We start from the raw sequence: 18,705 nt of genomic DNA, 5'->3' as shown, positions 1-18,705 counted from the left end.
CCCTCGGGCCGGCGTCATCCCCCATGACGTCGGCCCTTTTCCTTGCCGCAACGCAGCACGCGCAAGCTTTGCATTCCGGCGAAACTTTGGCCCTATACTGTCGCCATGCAGCCGGCGACCGAGTCCGCCCAGCCACTGATCCGCACCGCCCGCGCCAGCGATGCCGGCGGCATTGCCCGGGTTCATGTCGAAAGCTGGGTCGACGCCTATGCCGGGCTGTTGCCGGACGCGCATCTCATCCGCTTGCGACCCCAAGCCCAAATCGCCAGTTGGGATCGCCGTCTTGCCAGCCTCGCCGGCCGCGCTGGCACATTGGTGGCGGCAAGCGAAGACGAGATCGTCGGCTTTGCCCATTTCGGCATGAGCCGCGACACCCAGGGCCACGAGGAATCGGCCGGCGAGGTCTTCATGCTCTATGTCGCCACAGATTGGCGCGACCAGGGGATCGGCCGAAGCTTGCTGCGGCACGGGTTTGCCGCTCTGCAACTGGGTGGCGCCAGCGGCGCCGAAGTCTGGTGCCTCGCTGAAAATCGGGCGGCAATCGGATTCTACCAGCGACTCGGCGGCAGAAGGCTGCCGGTTGCGCGGCTGGAGCGCGTCGGCGGCGCCGACTTCCCGGTGATCGGGTATCATTGGGAACTCCCGGCACTGCAATAGGAATAGGCTTGGTTTCTCTATTAAGAGATAATATTCTCTTTTAATGGAAACACCCGATCCCCTCTCCCAGCTGATTGCCACCCGCATCAGCGCAAGGCGGCGAAGCCTTGGCCTCTCTCTCGACGAACTATCGCTACGGAGTGGTGTCAGCCGCGCCATGATATCGCGCATCGAGCGCGGCGAGGTGCATGCCAGCGCGGTCATCCTGGACAATCTCTGCGCCGGGCTCGGCCTCAGTCTGTCGGGCCTCTTCGCCAGGGACAACGCTACGCCTTTGCTACGCGCTGCCGACCAGCCGGTCTGGCAGGACCCCGCCACCGGCTATCTGCGTCGCGAGGTGGCCCCCGCCGGCACCGGATCGCCAGTCCGCATTGTCGAAATCGATTTCCCTGCCGGTGCCGAGGTACGCTTCGAGAAGAGCCGGCACCGCATCATCGAACAGCATGTCTGGATGCTACAGGGCGAGATCGAAATCGAGATGGCCGGCGAAACATTTTCGCTGAAGTCCGGCGATTGCCTCCACATGCGCCTGGGCGAGGGCAACTCCTTCCGCAATCTCAGCGGCAAGAAGGCGCGCTATGCCGTCATCCTTACCCTGGAAACACTGCCATGACCGAGTATGTCATTCGCCTGCTGCGAAGCGATGAGGCACCGGCCTATCGCGATGCCCTCATCGATCTGCTGGTCGATGCGGTGGAGGGGGGCGCCTCGGTCAATTTCGTGTGGCCCATGACGCGGGAGAAGTCGGCACGATGGTGGGACCGGGCACTCGGCGACATTGCCACGGGCGAGCGGCGCATCTTCGTCGCCGAGCGGAACGGCGGCGTCGACGGCACCGTGCAGCTCATCCTGGCGCCGCAGGAGAACCAGCCGCATCGCGCGGATATTGCCAAGATGCTGGTGCACCGCCGCGCCCGCCGTCAGGGTCTCGGCAAAGCCTTGCTGGACGCCGCCGAGAGCCACGCGCGGGAAATCGGCCGCACCCTCCTTACCCTCGACACCGAAAGCGGCAGCGACGGCGAGAGGTTTTATGCCCGCATGGGCTGGATCAAGTTCGGCGAGGTGCCGAGTTATGCCCGCCATGCCGACGATCCCGTGCCGGTACCGGCCAGCTTTTTCTATAAGGTGCTGTAGTCGACATCAGTCGTCCGGGACGAGCCCGCCCTCGGCCGCAAGGTCGCGGTCGTATTTGGCGCCGTCAAAGGCGTTGGCCGCCGATTGCAGCATGGTCCCCATGCTGGGCAGGGACCTGCGATCCACCTGCGCTGCGGGATCCCACAGTTTCGAGCGCGAGAATGCCTGCGAGCAATGCACATAGGCACTCTCGACGGTGATAATGATGACAGAGCGCGGCACCTTGCCGTTCGCATCGGCAAAGCTCTCGCACAGCGCGGTATCGTCCGAAACCCTGGCCCGGCCGTTGACGCGCATGGTCTCGCCACAGCCCGGCACCAGGAACAGCATGGCAATGCGGCCGTCGCTCACGATGTTGCTGAGCGTATCGACGCGGTTGTTGCCGCTGCGGTCCGGCAGCATCAGGGTCTTCGGGTCGACCACACGCACGAAACCGGGCGGGCCGCCGCGCGGCGAGCAATCCAACCCCTCCTCCCCTGCCGTTGCGATGACCACGAAGGGCGACGCCCTGATCATGTCGGCATAGGGTTCGGTCAGAAACGGCACTTCCTTGCTGAGTGACGTCGGCAACGCCGGACCGTAGAGCGCCCGCAGCGAGTCCGGATTCAGGAAATTCGACTGGTCGTTCATGCCCTTCCCCTCAAAGAAAAACGCCCGATCCTATCGGACCGGGCGTCTGCTTGGCCAGTTGTCAGATGCTATGTATCAGCCGATCGCTAGGCCTCGACGGATTCCACCGTTTCTTCCCGCGGGTTGGACTTTGATTCCACGATGTCGAAGGTCAGCTTCTTCGCCGTCGGGTCGAAATCTACCCGAACCGTACCGCCCTTCTCCAGGCGGCCGAACAGCAATTCTTCCGCGAGCGGCTTTTTGACATGCTCCTGGATCGTGCGGGCCAGCGGCCGCGCGCCATAAAGCGGGTCGAAGCCGATCTCGGCCAGATGTTTGCGCGCCGCGTCGCTGAGCTCGATCGAGACATGGCGGTCGGCGAGCTGGGCTTCCAGCTGCATCACGAACTTGTCGACCACCTGGGCCACGATCTCCGCCGGCAGGTTCGAGAACGGAATGATCGCATCCAGCCGGTTGCGGAATTCCGGTGCGAACAGCCGCTCGATCTCGGCCTGGTCCTCGCCTTCGCGCTTCTCGCGGGCAAAGCCTATCGCCGCCTTGGCCATCTGCGAGGCGCCGGCATTGGTGGTCATGATCAGGATGACATTGCGGAAATCGACCGACTTGCCGTTGTGATCGGTCAGCTTGCCGTGGTCCATCACCTGCAGCAGGATATTGTAGAGGTCCGGATGCGCCTTTTCGATCTCGTCCAGCAGCAATACCGCATGCGGATGCTGGTCGATCGCATCGGTCAGCAGGCCGCCCTGGTCGAAACCGACATAACCCGGCGGGGCACCGATGAGGCGCGACACCGTGTGCCGCTCCATGTATTCCGACATGTCGAAGCGCACCATCTCGATACCCAGCACGCGAGCCAGCTGCTTGGCAACCTCGGTCTTGCCGACGCCGGTCGGGCCGGAGAAGAGATAGGAGCCGATCGGTTTCTCTGGCTCGCGCAGGCCGGCGCGCGCCAGCTTGATCGCGGCGCAGAGTGCATCGATCGCCTGGTCCTGGCCGAAGACCATGGTCTTCAGGTCCCGCTCCAGTGTCTTCAGCGCGGCCTTGTCGTCCTTCGACACCGTCTTCGGCGGGATGCGGGCAATGGTGGCAACCGTCGCCTCGACATCCTTCACCGTGATGGTCTTCTTGCGCTTGGACTCGGGAAGCAGCATCTGGGCCGCCCCGACCTCGTCGATGATGTCGATCGCCTTGTCCGGCAGCTTGCGGTCGCCGATATAGCGTGAGGAGAGTTCCACCGCGGCGCGGATGGCTTCCGCCGTGTAGCGCACACTGTGGTGCTTCTCGTAATATGGCTTCAGGCCGCGCAGGATCTTGACCGCATCCTCGAGCGAGGGTTCGTTGACATCGATCTTCTGGAAGCGGCGGACCAGCGCCCTATCCTTCTCGAAATGCTGGCGGTATTCCTTGTAGGTGGTCGAGCCGATGCAGCGCAGCGAGCCGGATTGCAGCGCCGGCTTCAACAGGTTCGACGCATCCATCGAGCCGCCGGAGGTGGCGCCAGCGCCGATCACCGTATGAATTTCGTCGATGAATAGGATGGCGCCGTCGAGATTTTCGAGTTCCTTGACCACGGCCTTGAGGCGTTCCTCGAAATCGCCGCGATAGCGCGTGCCGGCCAGCAAGGCGCCCATGTCGAGCGAGAAAATGGTGGCGTTCTTGAGGACATCCGGGACGTCGCCCTTGACGATGCGGCGCGCGAGGCCCTCGGCGATGGCCGTCTTGCCGACCCCCGGATCACCGACATAGAGCGGGTTGTTCTTGGTGCGGCGGCACAGCACCTGGATCGTGCGCGAGACTTCGGATTCGCGGCCGATCAACGGGTCGATCTTGCCGTTCTGGGCCTTCTGATTGAGGTTGACGCAATAGGCTTCCAGCGCCTCCGTGCCGGATCTCGCCTGCGCCTCGGCCTCCTCGCCCTTTTCGGCGGTACCACGCACGCGCTTCGGCTCGGCCCGGCCCGGTACCTTGGCAATGCCATGGCTGATGTAGTTGACGGCGTCGAGGCGCGTCATCTCCTGCTCCTGCAGGAAATAGACGGCGTGGCTCTCGCGCTCGGAGAACAGTGCCACCAGGATGTTGGCGCCGGTTACTTCCTCGCGCCCGGATGATTGCACGTGAATGGCAGCGCGCTGCACGACACGCTGAAATCCGGCGGTCGGTTTCGCTTCGGTCTGCTGCTTGCCGATAATGTTGGCAAGCTGATTGTCGACATAATCCATCAGGTCGCGCCGCAGGCGGTCGATATCGACGCTGCAGGCGCGCATTACCGCGATGGCATCCTGGTCCTCGGTCAATGCCAGCAGCAGATGCTCGAGCGTCGCGTAATCGTGTCGCCGCTCGCTCGCATAGGCAAGCGCCCGGTGCAGGGTCTGTTCTAGATTGGGCGACAGCATGGGCCGGGGCATCCTTCCTTTACTGGCGAACAATCGGCATCGGTACGCCGACGACGATGATAACCTGTGTTAACAGACATGGGCGTCATTGCAGTTAAAGCAAGATGCGCGCCACGCTGATCTGCCATACCGCCCTATTCTTTCTCCATCGTGCATTGCAGCGGATGCTGGTGACGGCGGGCGAAATCGATCACCTGGGAAACCTTGGTCTCGGCCACTTCGTAGGTATAGACGCCGCATACCCCGACGCCGCGGTGGTGGACATGCAGCATGATTTCGGTCGCGGCTTCGCGGCTCTTGTTGAAAAAGCGCTCAAGCACATGGACGACGAATTCCATCGGTGTGTAGTCGTCGTTCAACAACAGGACCCGGTACATGGACGGCTTCTTGGTCTTGGGCCGGACCTTGACGACGGTGCCGACCCCGGGCCGCCCGCCGGGGCCACCATCCTTGCCATTGTCGTCATCACCGGCGGCGTGGACGGATGCCGGATCAACGGAATGCGGCGGGATCGAAACCTCGGTCAGCAAGGCGGAAGACTCCAAAAGCAGCGATACGCAGCGCCTATCATATTGGATGCCCAAGCGAAATTGAAAGAGGCCAATAGCGCCGGCCAAGCTTGTCCAGGTCACTGGCATTCCATCGCCAGTGCAATCTACCGGTCAGTCCTGCCCGGCAGAGCGGGAATTGCCCGGCGACAATGAGCTTATCTGCGGAAGGGTTATCGTCCGATTAAGGCGAAGCGACCGGTCCGACGGCCACCATCCGCCGGCATCTCACAAACCCGACCGGCCGATGCCGTCACGTTGCACTGTAATGACGAAATCGCCGCGATAGTCGCTGTCGCGCCCCTTGCCCCCATCGGCTTTCTCGATATAGGGAACGGGCCGCGGCGGCTTGTAGGGCAGTCCCGTTGCATCCCGCTTGAGCAGAAAATCGAGGAACTGAATCCGCGTCAGCGGTGTCGCACTCGAGCGCTCGGCCCAGGCATTGAAGTGGAACTTCCCGGCTTCGCAGCCGGCCACCAGCCAGTAAAAATCCTGTGAGTGAAGCCGCATGCCGCTTTGTTCGGTCGAGGCATAGCCCGATTTCCGCAACAACTCGACGAGTTCCGCCCATTCAGCAGCCGTCAGGGACGTCTGCGACTTGCGGAAGTTCCAGGGGCCGAACAGGCCTTCCAGCGAGTCAAAGCTGAGGCCGAGCAAATTGCCGCTGGTGCCGCGAGCCCGCGCCGTCATGAGTGGGTTGGGTCCGCCCAACAGGTCATAGGCGCGGACATGGTCATAGAATTGCGCATTGTAGACCAGGCGCAATTGGTCCGGCCCACCGCTGGCACAGGAATTGCGTATATCCGCTGCATCTAAATAGCTGTACCAGGTGAATTTACGCTCGACCGGGTTATCGATGCCGAGCCCGGCCCCCTGATTGCCTGCCGGCTGATAGGCGCAGGCTGCAAGGCCGAACGCGAGACCCGCCATAGCGAGCCCCGCACGAGCCCCTTTCATCGATTGGCGGACGCCATTCGCAGATGCGGCGAGGAATCTGAACATGACCGTTGAACCACCTGATTCATTGAGCACTTTTGGACAGTTTACCAGAAATTAGGGCCTCGCAAGCTATAGACAGGATTCTCTGCTTAACGTAGAATCGGTCACGAAATTGCCCAAATCTTTTCACCAGTTAAGGGGGAAAAGCCCGATGTCGTGGTCAGCGGCCGCCAGGCCGAGGCAGATTCTGCCGCAATTGAGCCTCCCCTATCGGGTAACCGCCCTGCTTGTCCTGCTCGCCCTGGCAATCGTCACAGGTCAACCCCGGTCAGCCGAGGCCAAGCCCGTGGCCGCCTCTATCGTGATCGATGCCGAAACCGGCGAGGTGCTGTCGCGTTCCAACGCCGACACCGTGACCTATCCGGCCTCGCTGACAAAGATGATGACCCTCTACATGCTGTTCGATGCGATCGACGCCGGCAAGGTCAAGATTACCGACAAGATCAAGTTCTCGGCCAATGCCGCCGGCGAACCTGCCACCAACCTGGCATCGAAGCCGGGCCAGACCATCGATGTGGAAACCGCGATCCTCGCCCTTGTCATCCGTTCGGCCAATGACGTGGCGACGGCGGTCGGCGAGCATCTTGCCGGCAGCGAAAGGGAATTCGCCCGCCAGATGACGGCCAAGGCCCACGCCCTCGGCATGAAGAACACAACCTTCCGCAACGCGCATGGCCTGCCCAATTCCAGTCAGCGCACGACCGCGCGGGACATGGCGGTGCTTGGCGTTGCCCTGTTGCGCGATCACCCCGACTATTACGGCTATTTCAGCCGAACAAAATTCTCGTATCGCGGCGTCACCTACGCGACGCATAACCGCGTCCTGCGCAAGCTGAACGGCGCCGACGGCATGAAGACCGGCTACATTCGCGCTTCGGGTTTCAACCTGGTTACCTCGGCCTATCGTGACGGCCGCCGGCTGGTGGGTGTTGTTCTCGGCGGCAACAGCGCCGCAAGCCGCGACAAGAAAATGGTCGATTTGATGACCAAGGCCTTCAAGATCAGGAAAGGCAATGGCGAAGTGCTGGTGGCGAAGGCACCCGGTTCTGCAGTTCCCGCGAAGGCGATCGCCCTGGCCGCCGCTGAGCCCGGGACCAGCGCGGCTGACGACACCCCGGTGGCCTCGACAGCAAAATACGATGATTCGCGTGCGGTCGCTGCCCTCCTGCCGGTGGTGAAACCCGTTACCCAGGCGGATCTCGACGATCTCGACACGGCGACCACCCTTGCCGCGATGTCGAGTGTCGCCCTGGCGCCGGCATCCGGCGCCCGGATCGACGAGCAGTCGGTTGCCAATGTCTGGGATGGCAGTAACCGGATCTTCGGCGTCCAGGTCGGTGCGTACTCCAAATACAGCCCAGCGCAGAAGGCGGCGCAAAAGGCTGCGGCTGCCGTGCCAGACATCCTGGCCGACGCGCGCATCGTGATCGATCAGAGCAAGACCGGTAATGGCGGCTCGCTCTACCGCTCGCGCGTCTTCGGCCTGACCAAGGAAGCCGCCGAGGACGCCTGCATCGCCCTCAAGAAACAGCGGACCGATTGCCTGGTCATCCAGGGCGACAGCAACGTCGCGCAGTATCTCCAATAGCACCCAAGCTTCATCGCGACGGCGAAGAAAAAGGGGCGGTCCTGCCGGACCGCCCCTTCGGCATTGCAGGCCCCCTGTACCGCCTCAGGGCAAGGTATAGGCGGTCTTGACCATCGTGTAGAATTCGGCCGCATAGCGGCCCTGCTCGCGCGGGCCGTAGCTCGATCCCTTGCGACCACCGAAGGGAACATGGAAATCGACGCCCGCCGTCGGCAGATTGACCATGACCATGCCGGCCTCGGCATTGCGCTTGAAATGATGTGCGTGCTTGAGGCTGCTGGTGCAGATACCCGATGAGAGGCCGAATGGCGTGTCGTTGGCGACCGCCAATGCCTCATCGTAGTTCTTCACCCGGATGACGCTGGCGACCGGCCCGAAGATCTCCTCGCGCGAGATGCGCATCTCGTTGGTGGCCTCGGTGAAGAGTGCCGGCTGCAGGTAGAAGCCGGGAGTCTCGCGATTGAGCCGCTCGCCGCCGAAGACCAGTCTGGCGCCCTCCTTGCGACCGATGTCGATATAGCTCTCGTCCTGGGCCAGCTGGTTGCCGTCTACCACCGGGCCGATATGCGTACCAGCCTTCAAGGCGTCGTCGACGACGAGGGATTTAAGCCGGTCGGTCAGGGCGCCGACGAATTTGTCATGGATGCCTTCGGTGACAACCAGGCGCGAGGAGGCCGTGCAGCGCTGGCCGGTGGAAAAGAAGGCGCCGTTGGCGCAGGCCTCGACCGCAGTGGCAAGATCGGCATCATCCAGGACCACCATCGGGTTCTTGCCGCCCATCTCGAGCTGGAACTTGCGGTTGTGCTCGATCGAAGCGGCCGCAACACGCTTGCCCGTCGCGGTCGAACCGGTGAAGGTGATGGCGGCAAGATCAGGACTGTCGAGCATCGCCTGCCCCACCACCGAGCCCTTGCCCATGACGAGGTTGAGGACGCCCTTCGGCAGGCCGGCGCGGTTGAGGATGTCGACGATGGCCCATGACGAGCCAGGCACCAGATCAGCCGGCTTGAACACCACCGTGTTGCCGTAGGCCAGCGCCGGGGCGATCTTCCAGGCGGGGATGGCGATGGGGAAATTCCACGGCGTGATGACGCCGACGACGCCGACGCCCTCGCGCGTTACGTCGACGGTGATTCCCGGCCGTACGCTGGGCAGCGTCTCGCCGGCCAGGCGCAGTACTTCACCGGCGAAGAAATCGAAGATCTGCGCCGCTCGGATGGTTTCGCCGATGCCCTCGGCCAGGGTCTTGCCTTCTTCCTGCGACAGCAGGCGGCCGAGTTCGTCCTTGCGTGCCAGGATTTCGTCCGATGCCTTGCGCAGGATGCCGTGACGTTCCAGCGGCCCGGACCGCGACCAGGCCGGAAAGGCAGCCTTGGCAGCGGCGATGGCGCGTTTCACATCATCGGAAGTTGCGCGGGCGTATTGGCCGACGATGTCATTGGTATTGGACGGATTGATATTGGGAATCGCCTCGCCGTCGACCCACTCGCCGGCAATCAGATTCTTGTGCAGCTCAGGCATTTTGCGCAGTTCTTTCCATAGCTTACCGGCACGCGACACAGCTGCCGCGCGCTTCCATCAGGGCCGCAATAGTACGATAAATACGCGCTGTGTCGACCCAGAACATCGACACAAGCAGCATGGCTCAGCGGACCCTGTTCGGCGTCGGCAAACTTCCTCCTAAGGCAGCTCAACATTGCTTCATCAACCTGCGGGCTTCACACTCCATCGTCTGCATGGACTTGTGCACGCTTCTCTTCGCTCCGTGAAAGGCGGCACTCCGGGGATCGGGTTTTGCGACGTGCCCGATCTCCGACATCGCAGCCATGGCGGCGGGAATGTCCGCCTGCGCGCGTGCAGCGACGGCACCCAGCATGGCAGCACCGAGGAGCACCGGCTCCGGGCTGGTCGGCAGAGCGATATCGATGCCGGTCGCGTCCGCCATGATGCGGCGGACCAGCGGCGAGTGGCTGGCACCCCCGCTCATCACCACCATGTCGGGCGCCACGCCCTGCCCCTTGAGCGCATCCAGGACATCGCAGAAGCCATAGGCAAGCCCGCACAGGCCGGCAACGAACAGCCGCGCCAAATTGTCGACATCCTCTTCAAGGCCAAGGCCGACCACAACGGCCCGCGCGTCCGGATCGGCGAAGGGTGACCGGTTGCCAAGATATTCCGGCAGCACATGGAGATCGCGCGCCAGCAATGCCGGATTACCTCCGGCAAGATTTACGACGCGGCCTTCCAGGAACTCCAGCACGGGCTGCCCCGACGCCTCGCGCATTGCCTGGTCGAAAGCTGGATGCGCGCGCACGAGATGATCGATCGCGGCACCGGCCGCCGATTGGCCACCCTCGTTGAGCCAGTAGCCCGGTATCATGGCCGAGTAATAGGGGCCCCAGACACCAGATACAAAACTGGGCTGCTCTGTCGTCGCCATGATGCAGGCGGAGGTCCCCATGATATAGCCCAGGCGCCGCGCTACGACGACGGGTGTGTCGCCATGGCGGCCGCCCACGGAACCGATGCCGCCGGCATGAGCGTCGATCAGCGCGGCGCCGACGGGTATGCCGGGTCGCAAGCCCAGATCCGCTGCCGCCTGCAGGCTCAAGCCCTCTCCCAGCGCCGCGCCGGGCGCGACGATCGTTTCGCCGATCCTTGCCGCACCATCCGCCAGCAGTTCTCCAAGGCCGATCCGCTCGAAATAGGCGCGGCTCCAGCGCCGCTCGTGCGCCAGATAGGTCCATTTGCAGGTAACAGTGCAGGCCGAGCGGGCGACGGCACCCGTCGCCCGATAGGTCAGGTAATCGGGCAGGTCGAAAAAATGTCCGGCCGCGGCAAAACTCTTCGCCAAATGCTTCTTCAGCCAGAGCAGTTTCGGCGTCTGCATTTCCGGCGAAATGGTGCCGCCGACATAGCGCAGCACCTCCTCGCCGGTTTCGGTGATCTGCCGCGCCTCTGCACTCGCCCTGTGATCCATCCAGACAATGACGTTGCGGGCAGGGTCGCCACTTGGGCTAACCGAAACCGGCATCCCCGCCCGGTCGACGGCAACCAGCGAGCAGGTGGCATCGAAGCCAATTCCCGCCACGGCATCGGCCGCGACGCCGGATTCCGCCAGTGTCGCGCGCGTGGCGGCGATGCAGGCCCGCCAGATGTCCTCCGCCGACTGCTCCACAACACCCCCGGTCTCGTGCCAGATGCGGATCGGGTGCCTGGCCGTGCCGAGCAGCCGACCCGCTGCGTCAAAGGCGCCTGCGCGGGCGCTGCCCGTGCCCACATCTATGCCGATGAAAACCCTGCCCATGTCACCCCCGAGGGAATTTCTTGAGAATGTAGCAGCCACGAACGGCGTCGTCAGCGCGAACGCGCATGTCTCGGCAGGTGGCACAGCATCGGATATGCTGATCCTCCGGCAGACGAGTCGGATCGGGGTGCCGCGGTTGCCGCCGCGGCCGGGGCAAGTCGGGGAAAGCTGGCGATGAAGCAGATCGAGATTCGACTGGCCGTCGTCCTCTATGGCGGTGTTTCGCTGGCCGTCTACATCCACGGCGTCACCCGCGAACTGCTGAACCTGATCCGTGCCTCGCGCCAGTTCCATGCCGAACGCCACGCCGCCAATGGGGCGGCTGCGTCGGACCGCCCTGCCCCAACCGCCGCCACGGATTCGACAGCCGTCTATCAGGATCTGCTGCTGGCCCTGGCGCCCGACGTCGACCTGAGGATCGTCATCGACCTGGTCTCGGGGGCCTCGGCCGGGGGGATCAACGGCGTCATGCTAGCGCGCGCCCTCGCTCATGACCTGCCGCTTGAATCGCACCGCGACCTATGGCTCAGCAATGCCGACGTCACGCAGCTCTCGGCACCGGCCAGCCTGCTGAGCCGCGCCCTCAAGGCGCCGCTCGCCCCCCTGATGGACCAATTGCTGATCAGGCGATTCGGTCCACTGGTGGCCGATGCCGAGACGCGCGCCAAGATTCGTCGCTTTGTCCAGGCCCGGTGGTTCACGCCGCCCTTTTCCGGCGACCGCTTCACAGGCTGGCTGCTGGACGCATGCGACGCCATGGAGGAAGCGGTCCGGCCCAATGGGACCCTGCTGCCGCCGGGCCACCGGCTGGACCTCTTCGTGACCGTCACCGATTACCGTGGTCATCGCCAGCGGATCGAGCTTCACGACCCGGCCGTCGTCGAGGAAACCGAACATCGCCGGATCCTCTCCTTCAGCTGTCACCGGAACCTATCCGGCGAGATCACGAGCGAGTTCGGCCCGGACCATGTGCCGGGACTGGTTTTCGCTTCGCGCGCGACGTCGTCATTCCCGGGAGCCTTCCGCCCGGCAACGATCGCCGAGATGGACGACGTGCTGGACCAGCGCGACCGCTATTGGCCCACGCGCCAGGAATTCATGACGGCAAAGCTGGGGATCACCGGCGATCTCGCCCAGGCCGCACAGAACCGATACTATATCGACGGCAGCGTCGTGATGAACAAGCCGTTCTCGCCGGTCATTCGCGCGCTCGGCGACCGGCCGGCATCGCGCGAGATCGTGCGGCGCATCATCTATGTGGACCCCAACCCTACGCCAGACGTGCAGCAGCGTACCGGTCGCGGTGCCCCGGGCTTTTTTCGCACCATTCTCGCCTCGCTCGCCGTGATTCCGCGCAACGAGCCGATTGCCGACGATCTCGGCGCGATCGAATCCTGGAACAAGCATGCGCGACGGCTGGCCGAAATTCTCGATGCCGCCGACCCCGAGGTGGAACGACTAGTCGATGACATCATCGACCTTGATCCCGACAATCCGCCGACAATTGCCGATGTCACCCGCTATCGCAAGATGGCCAACGAAGCCGCGCATCGCGGTGCGGGTTATGCCTATCTCAGCTATCAGAAGCTTAAGATCCGCAGCGTGATCGACCAACTCGCCGCGCTCCTGGCCCGACTTGCCGGGAGCGAGCCCGACGGGACTGTTTGCGCAAAGATCGGTACCGCCCTCGACCGGTGGCTGGCGGCCGGGACGCCGCCCGATCCGGGCGCCCAGGTGGAAGACGCGGAAATCGACAATGTCGTGCGCCGCCGCATCCGCTTCCTGCGCGGTTTCGACGTGGCATTCCGGCTGCGGCGAACGCGCTTTGTCATCCGGCGCCTCAACGAATTGTATCGCGACCACGAAGGCGCTCTGTCGGCCCTGGAGTCAGGTCGGGTCGACGCCCTCAAGGCAGCGCTCTACGAGGCGATCGAGGAGACTGCGCAGGTCGGCCATATCGAGCGCCATGGCAGCGCCACCGCTGCGGCGGCCAAGCGCATCGTCGAGGCGGCCATGGCGGATTCCGACATAGAAACGCCCGATCTTCGCGTCATCGAGCGAGCCCTTGGCCTCGTCGACATAGATACCCGCCTCGACGAGATCATCTCCGTCGTCGGCTTTGCCTTCCTGCCGCCGCCGGCGCGGCGGACCGTCGCCATCGCCTATATCGGCTTTGCCTTCTTCGATCTCATCACATTTCCGATCCTGCAATGGACCGAGATGGACGAGATCAACGAGGTGCTGGTCGATCGGATCAGCCCGGATGACGCGACCGGACTGCAATCAGGCGGCATCACCTTGCGCGGCACCTCGCTTATGAGCTTTGGCGCCTTCTTCAACCGGGCCTGGCGCGAGCATGATTTTCTGTGGGGGCGGCTGAATGCCGCCGAGCGGTGCATCGACGTCATTCTCTCGGCGATCGGCCCGCATCTCAGCACCAGAATCGATCCGCACCAGATTCGCGGGCGCCTGTTCCTTGCCATACTGGACGCCGAGGAACCCCATCTGCAGGCGGACCCAGCCCTGATCCCGCGTTTGCGGCAGGAAATAACCGCACGCTACGGCTTCGCCTGACGCGTCGATCGCCCGCGTGCACGCACCTTCCCGGGCAGACGAACGGCACTGGAGTCTTTGGCGTCACTGGCGTCTGCGACAGGCCGTTCGGCCGACCACAGCGCCACGGTCAGGCTGCCGCCGGCGAGATGCCGGGGCGGTAGCCAGGCGAGGTCGGCCGCCCGACACCAGGATCTAATCTGGTCGTCGTCGAATCCCAGCCAGCGATGCGCCTGCTCCTCGCGAAGCGCCTCGAGATGATGCGGCGTGAAATCGACGATCACCAGGCGCCCACCGGGCCCCAACATGCGCGCAGCCTCGGCCACGACAGCATCCGGGCGATCGGCGAAATGCAATACCATGTTGATGGTGACGGCGGCGAAACCGCCATCGGCGAAGGGCAGCGACATCATGTCGGCCTGGCGTACCTGGATATGGCGCAGGCCGGCACGAAACAAATTGGACCGCGCCACGTTGAGCATCTCGCGCGAACGGTCGACGCCGATCGCCGACTGAGCCCGGTCGCCGGTCAGCAGCAGGACATGGCCAGCACCTGTTCCGATATCAAGCAGGCTCTCGATCGGTCCCCCCGGCAGCGCGTCCAATAAGGCGGAATCGACCGCCTTCTGGTCGGCATGCAATGACCTGATCCGTTCCCAGTCACCTGCATGCTGGCGAAAGAAATCGGCGACCCGCGCCGTCCAGCCCTCCGAGATCGCCTGGAGGCGTTTCAGGTCCTGGGCGTGCTTGCGGTCATCGGGCGGCAGCAGATCGACGATGAGGCGCGCCAGTTCGCCGCCCACCCCCTCCTCAGGCAGACGGTACCAGGCCCAGGGGCCCTCCTGATTCCGCACCAGTACGCCCGCCTCGACCAGAAGCTTCAGATGCCGCGAGATCCGCGGTTGCGACTGGCCGAGGATTTCGACCAGATCGCTGACGGTGAGTTCGGCATGCGCGCACAGGCCGATGATACGCAATCTTGTCGCCTCGGCAGAGGCGCGCAGGCCCTTCAGGATCTCATCCATCGACTTCCTGCCGCATCGAATTGTCCAGCCGCTCGGGTGCCGGCAAATCCGGACATCCTTATATGCAAATGGGTAGCAGGATCGAGGACTGGCGGCAACGCAACGTTGCCGCGCCTATGCCGGACCACGCAGGTAGGGATCCAGCATCCGCAGGGCGCCGGTCAGCCGGTCGCCAAGCAGGCCGGCCTGCCGCCGGATATCGCCTACCGGTCCGGGTTCCGTCGGCGGCCGGCACACGATCGCCCGGTTGAATTCCTCCAGGCTGTGCAGAAGGGCAGTCAGTGCCTGCTCCGTCGGTTCGCCAAGAAGGGAACGGACTTCCGCACGATCCGCCAAAAATTCCGGTACCCGCAACGGCTCCACCGGGCCGGGGGATTGAGTCGGATTGCCAGCAACATGCCGTACCCGCTGGTCTGCCGCGGCGCGGAGCCTTTCAAGCTCAAAGGCGATCAGGAGGGCGAGGTTCCGGGCGAGTGCAATCTGCAGTGACCGGGTGCCCGCTAAAGCCAGCCGATAGGCGCCCAGCAGTGCCAGAAGGCCGAGAATCAAACAGGAACCGCGCGCCAACCATATTTTCGGTGCCGGCCAATTCTCGGTTGCCCCCAGCAGGATGAAAGTGACGCCAATGGCGCAGGCCAATGTGGCCAGCGCGGCAAGCCAGGCCAGCCAGAAAGGCAGGGTCGGAGCGGAAACCGAAACATCCGACGGCGGCTGCAGCCATGCGCGCAGCGAGCCAATGACGCCGATCACGGCAAAAAATACCAGGCGACCGGTCATCAGCAGAACGAGCATTGGCAGGGCGGGAATGGCGGCGAAATAGACCAGTCCCTGCCGCACCAATCTGCCCCATCCGCGAGATCTGCCAGTTGGCCGGCACGTCGTCATTGCGACACACCCCGCCCAGTTCCGGCAGTTCCGGGAATCTCTCGTGTGATGGCATGAAGCAAAAGGCAGATGAGTCCGAAGACGTAAGTCTCGATGAACATCAATTCCGAAATATCCGCCACTACGTTCATCGCGTTGGCGCCGAACATCGTCCATGTATATAGCGGACCGTCGCCGAGATCGATCAAGGCGGACAGGCATTGAAATGCGAAGCCGACACGCATCGAGGTGACCGCGATCCCCGATGCGCATTCGATCCGGCACGCCAGATAGAGGCCGCCAGGCGTCAGCAGAAGGACGACAAGATCCAGGAAATCATCATCGGCCCAGGCCCGGTTCGCCCGTTCTCTCAGGTCAAATATCTCGTTGCAAGCGACCAGCAGGAGCAGCAAGGCGGCCAGATACCAGAACCGCCGTCGCAGGCTTTCTGCCGGATGATGGCGCGCGATCATCAAAGACAGCAACAGGCCGATTCCGATGGCTAGGCCGTTGGCGGATTCCGCCAGATTGTCGCTTTCCTTGAAGGTCTCGAAGAAATGCCAGACCAGCAGACAGTCCAGAAGAAAGAAAAGGACAAGCGCTGCACCGATTGCCCGGCAGATTCCCGTGAGACCCGGCCAGGCGAGGAGATCAGGCATCGCCGCCCTGGCCTGCCCTGGCCTGTGCGACCAGATTGCTGGCCGCGGTGCCCAGCAGAGTCGCGTCGCTGCCGGAGATTATGAAGCGATATCCCGCTTCAGACATGTCACGCGCGACCTGGCCGCTCGCAGCGGTACTCCCCAGCAGCTTGCCACTGGCAAGGATGGCGCCCTGAGCCCGCTCGATCTCGCCGCGCACAACCGGATCGCCGAACTGGTTCAGCTTGCCCAAGGTGGCCGACAGATCGCGTGGACCGATGAAAATCACGTCGATGCCCGGGACGTTGGCAATCTCCGGAATGTTGTCGATCGCCCTGCTGTTTTCGACCTGCACGACGATCAGCGTATCGTCATCCACCTCGCCGTAATATCCGGGATTAAGGCCATAACGCATGGCGCGCATGCCTCCGAAGGCACCGCGATGACCCACCGGCGCGTAGCGGCACGCATCGACCACCGCCCTCGCCTGTTCGGCGTTGTCGACATTGGGCACCATGATGCCGGCGACACCGGCATCGAGGGCGCGCTTGATATAGATCCGATCGTTGGTGGGAACGCGCAGGACGCCGATGCAATCAGTTCCCTTCATCGCCCGCATCTGGCCTACGGCATCATCGATTGCGCCCTGGCCGTGTTCATGATCGATCAGCAGGAAGTCCAATCCGGCATAGGCCATGATCTCGGCCATGTCGGCAGAAGTGGTCAGCAGCCAGGAACCGATGCAGGTCTTGCCTGCTCGCAGCTTGTTTTTCAGGGGATTGCCGGTCGGCACGCTCGATACTCCACTCGCTTGCTCAATTGATGCCTTCGTCCCAGCACCCAACTAGCCGACTGAACTCCACCCCGCAAGGCCGACTGACAGTTACGTGACAAAATTGCAACTATGCTTACAAAAAGCTTTCAGAAAAGACTTTCATAATATGAGACGGTCTGTCAAATGGCTATTTTTCAGGGAGTTACCGCAGCTGAACCCAATGCTGCAGCGCACAATTCCACACAACGGATCATTCAGTGGCCGATACTCGCCTTCCCTATTGCTCCCCCTATCGCTTGCTTGCCGTCCTGGCGCCGGCACCGGCAACTCCGGGTGCCGCAATTCACCACGCCTATGCCCAATTCGCGTGGCGCAGCATGGGCATCCAGCACGTTCTCCTGGTAGCACTCCTTGCACTGCTCTGGCCGGCGATCTTCGTCACCATGGCCTGCATGTTCACGCGCAAGATCGGACCGAGTGTCGCAAGAACGACCGGCAAGGGCCTGTTGCGGCAGCTGGCCGAGCAGATCTGGCTCGCCTTTGCCTATTCGATCCCGCCGGACAAATACTATGTGTTCGAGTTGTTCCGTGACGAACGGCGCGCCCAGGCAAGCGACTACATCCTCCGATACGAACTGAAGGGCGGACTGCACAACCTGATGCATTTCCATGCCAAGGAGCAGGCAGGCGGCAACAGTTCCAAGGGCGCCTTGAAGGATAAGCTGCAATTCTCGCGCATCTGCCGCGCCGGCGGCGTGGATGCGCCGATCATCCTGGTTTCCCTCGACCAGCATGGCGCGGTGACGCCCGAGAGTCATGACCAGCCGAGCCTGCCGCGCGACAACATCTTCATCAAGCCGGCCCGGGGAAAGGGCGGCCGCGGCTGCGAAAAGTGGATCTTCGACGGGTCCTGCTATCGCGGCCCCGGCGGCCAGATCCTGAGCGAGGGCGAACTCATTCAGCACATCGCCGGCCTGGCGGCGAGGCGCGGCCGCTATCTGGTCCAGGAATGCCTGGAGAACCATCAGGAACTGCGCGAACTGGGTGATGGCATCACGTCGGTGCGGATCACGTCCTGCCGCAACGAAAGCGATTCGTTCGAGGTAACCAACGCCACCCTGAAGATGTCATTGCAGGCCGGGGGCAGTGTCGACAACTTTCACCAGGGCGGCGCCGTCGCAAAGGTCGACATCATCAATGGCGTCGTCGGCCCTGCCTCGGATTCATGGCACAAGAAGCCCTGCACCTGGCACGACGTTCATCCCCTGACCCGGGCGCCGATCCGCGGGCGCACCCTGCCCCGCTGGCGCGAGACCATTGCCATGGTCGAGAAGGCCCATGCTCTGTTCCCGGATCGGATCATGCTGGGCTTCGACGTCGCCATCACCGATCGCGGCCCGGTTGTGATCGAGGGCAACGTGCAGTCCGGCTGCGACATGGTCCAGCGAACCCACGATCTCCCGGTCGGCCAGCAGAGGCTTGGGCAGATACTTGCCTTCCACGCAAGGCGCGCCAGTGCCACGCGGCCGCCAAAGCACATGCGCTGGTTCGGACCGCTGCAATACTGGCGACGGCGCTAGGGCGCTTCCGACCC

Annotated in this window: 16 protein-coding genes; 6 read left to right on the top strand and 10 right to left on the bottom strand. The window is 63.4% G+C overall.

The window, feature by feature from the left end; genetic code table 11:
* The first annotated feature begins 42 nt into the window (after positions 1 to 42).
* The 3 genes from A8950_RS12195 to A8950_RS12185 are packed head-to-tail and all read left to right on the top strand — an operon-like array spanning position 43 to position 1,791.
* Positions 43 to 657, top strand: a complete 615-nt coding sequence (locus tag A8950_RS12195) for a GNAT family N-acetyltransferase (protein ID WP_166645141.1) — start codon at positions 43 to 45, stop codon at positions 655 to 657.
* 43 nt (positions 658 to 700) lie between these two features.
* Positions 701 to 1,270 (top strand): helix-turn-helix domain-containing protein, encoded by a 570-nt coding sequence (locus tag A8950_RS12190; protein ID WP_133613958.1) that lies wholly within the window; start codon positions 701 to 703, stop codon positions 1,268 to 1,270.
* Complete coding sequence (locus A8950_RS12185) at positions 1,267 to 1,791, top strand: GNAT family N-acetyltransferase (RefSeq protein ID WP_133613957.1); 525 nt, start codon at positions 1,267 to 1,269, stop codon at positions 1,789 to 1,791. Before A8950_RS12190 ends, A8950_RS12185 begins: the two co-directional genes overlap by 4 nt.
* A 6-nt stretch (positions 1,792 to 1,797) precedes the next feature.
* Here A8950_RS12185 and A8950_RS12180 read toward each other — a convergent pair whose 3' ends face one another.
* From A8950_RS12180 to A8950_RS12165, 4 genes are all read right to left on the bottom strand, one after another.
* Positions 1,798 to 2,421, bottom strand: a complete 624-nt coding sequence (locus A8950_RS12180) for a pyridoxamine 5'-phosphate oxidase family protein (RefSeq protein WP_133613956.1) — start codon at positions 2,419 to 2,421, stop codon at positions 1,798 to 1,800.
* Positions 2,422 to 2,507: 86 nt separating this feature from the next.
* Positions 2,508 to 4,814, bottom strand: a complete 2,307-nt coding sequence (gene clpA, locus A8950_RS12175; protein WP_133613955.1) for an ATP-dependent Clp protease ATP-binding subunit ClpA — start codon at positions 4,812 to 4,814, stop codon at positions 2,508 to 2,510.
* Between the two features lie 134 nt (positions 4,815 to 4,948).
* Positions 4,949 to 5,326, bottom strand: coding sequence for an ATP-dependent Clp protease adapter ClpS (clpS, locus tag A8950_RS12170; protein ID WP_407644236.1), 378 nt, complete (start codon positions 5,324 to 5,326; stop codon positions 4,949 to 4,951).
* Positions 5,327 to 5,590: 264 nt separating this feature from the next.
* The gene (locus A8950_RS12165) at positions 5,591 to 6,292 is read right to left on the bottom strand and encodes a hypothetical protein (RefSeq protein WP_133613953.1); all 702 of its coding nucleotides are present in this window, start codon (positions 6,290 to 6,292) and stop codon (positions 5,591 to 5,593) included.
* Between the two features lie 220 nt (positions 6,293 to 6,512).
* Here A8950_RS12165 and A8950_RS12160 point away from each other — a divergent pair, with 220 nt between their 5' ends.
* A complete protein-coding gene (locus A8950_RS12160) occupies positions 6,513 to 7,949 on the top strand; it encodes a D-alanyl-D-alanine carboxypeptidase family protein (protein ID WP_133613952.1) in 1,437 nt (478 codons plus the stop codon).
* An 84-nt stretch (positions 7,950 to 8,033) separates the two neighbouring features.
* Here A8950_RS12160 and A8950_RS12155 read toward each other — a convergent pair whose 3' ends face one another.
* Both A8950_RS12155 and A8950_RS12150 read right to left on the bottom strand, forming a co-directional pair.
* A complete protein-coding gene (locus tag A8950_RS12155) occupies positions 8,034 to 9,470 on the bottom strand; it encodes an aldehyde dehydrogenase family protein (RefSeq protein ID WP_133613951.1) in 1,437 nt (478 codons plus the stop codon).
* A gap of 169 nt (positions 9,471 to 9,639) precedes the next feature.
* Positions 9,640 to 11,256: an FGGY-family carbohydrate kinase gene (locus tag A8950_RS12150; RefSeq protein WP_133613950.1), complete on the bottom strand. Its 1,617-nt coding sequence runs from the start codon at positions 11,254 to 11,256 to the stop codon at positions 9,640 to 9,642.
* Between the two features lie 174 nt (positions 11,257 to 11,430).
* On the opposite strand from A8950_RS12150, the gene A8950_RS12145 reads away from it, so the two are divergent.
* The gene (locus tag A8950_RS12145; protein ID WP_133613949.1) at positions 11,431 to 13,830 is read left to right on the top strand and encodes a patatin-like protein; all 2,400 of its coding nucleotides are present in this window, start codon (positions 11,431 to 11,433) and stop codon (positions 13,828 to 13,830) included.
* Here A8950_RS12145 and A8950_RS12140 read toward each other — a convergent pair.
* The 4 genes from A8950_RS12140 to A8950_RS12125 form a co-directional block, all read right to left on the bottom strand.
* Positions 13,815 to 14,834, bottom strand: coding sequence for an ArsR/SmtB family transcription factor (locus A8950_RS12140; RefSeq protein WP_133613948.1), 1,020 nt, complete (start codon positions 14,832 to 14,834; stop codon positions 13,815 to 13,817). The genes A8950_RS12145 and A8950_RS12140 overlap by 16 nt on opposite strands.
* Positions 14,835 to 14,948: 114 nt before the next feature.
* Positions 14,949 to 15,671, bottom strand: coding sequence for a hypothetical protein (locus A8950_RS12135; protein WP_133613947.1), 723 nt, complete (start codon positions 15,669 to 15,671; stop codon positions 14,949 to 14,951).
* A 44-nt stretch (positions 15,672 to 15,715) separates the two neighbouring features.
* Positions 15,716 to 16,357, bottom strand: a complete 642-nt coding sequence (locus tag A8950_RS12130) for a hypothetical protein (RefSeq protein ID WP_133613946.1) — start codon at positions 16,355 to 16,357, stop codon at positions 15,716 to 15,718.
* Entirely contained in the window at positions 16,350 to 17,129 is a 780-nt protein-coding gene (locus tag A8950_RS12125) for an HpcH/HpaI aldolase family protein (RefSeq protein ID WP_133613945.1), read from the bottom strand. Before A8950_RS12125 ends, A8950_RS12130 begins: the two co-directional genes overlap by 8 nt.
* Before the next feature lie 239 nt (positions 17,130 to 17,368).
* Here A8950_RS12125 and A8950_RS12120 point away from each other — a divergent pair, with 239 nt between their 5' ends.
* On the top strand, positions 17,369 to 18,691 hold the full coding sequence (locus A8950_RS12120; RefSeq protein WP_133613944.1) for a sugar-transfer associated ATP-grasp domain-containing protein: 1,323 nt from the start codon (positions 17,369 to 17,371) through the stop codon (positions 18,689 to 18,691).
* The last annotated feature ends 14 nt before the right edge of the window (positions 18,692 to 18,705 follow it).

Origin of the sequence: Dongia mobilis, from assembly GCF_004363235.1 — a bacterium.
Classification (GTDB): Bacteria; Pseudomonadota; Alphaproteobacteria; order Dongiales; family Dongiaceae; genus Dongia; species Dongia mobilis.
The sequence above is the reverse complement of the archived record's forward strand: the minus strand, read 5'-3'. Positions and strand labels throughout refer to the sequence as shown.

Bases quoted from the DNA above. Each gene is read 5' to 3' on its own strand.
- A8950_RS12155 (WP_133613951.1), bottom strand. From the start codon at position 9,470: ATGCCTGAGCTGCACAAGAATCTGATTGCCGGCGAGTGGGTCGACGGC.
- A8950_RS12145 (WP_133613949.1), top strand. From the start codon at position 11,431: ATGAAGCAGATCGAGATTCGACTGGCCGTCGTCCTCTATGGCGGTGTT.
- A8950_RS12140 (WP_133613948.1), bottom strand. From the start codon at position 14,834: ATGGATGAGATCCTGAAGGGCCTGCGCGCCTCTGCCGAGGCGACAAGA.
- A8950_RS12150 (WP_133613950.1), bottom strand. From the start codon at position 11,256: ATGGGCAGGGTTTTCATCGGCATAGATGTGGGCACGGGCAGCGCCCGC.
- A8950_RS12130 (WP_133613946.1), bottom strand. From the start codon at position 16,357: ATGCCTGATCTCCTCGCCTGGCCGGGTCTCACGGGAATCTGCCGGGCA.
- A8950_RS12190 (WP_133613958.1), top strand. From the start codon at position 701: ATGGAAACACCCGATCCCCTCTCCCAGCTGATTGCCACCCGCATCAGC.
- A8950_RS12165 (WP_133613953.1), bottom strand. From the start codon at position 6,292: ATGGCGGGTCTCGCGTTCGGCCTTGCAGCCTGCGCCTATCAGCCGGCA.
- A8950_RS12185 (WP_133613957.1), top strand. From the start codon at position 1,267: ATGACCGAGTATGTCATTCGCCTGCTGCGAAGCGATGAGGCACCGGCC.
- A8950_RS12160 (WP_133613952.1), top strand. From the start codon at position 6,513: ATGTCGTGGTCAGCGGCCGCCAGGCCGAGGCAGATTCTGCCGCAATTG.
- clpA (WP_133613955.1), bottom strand. From the start codon at position 4,814: ATGCTGTCGCCCAATCTAGAACAGACCCTGCACCGGGCGCTTGCCTAT.
- A8950_RS12180 (WP_133613956.1), bottom strand. From the start codon at position 2,421: ATGAACGACCAGTCGAATTTCCTGAATCCGGACTCGCTGCGGGCGCTC.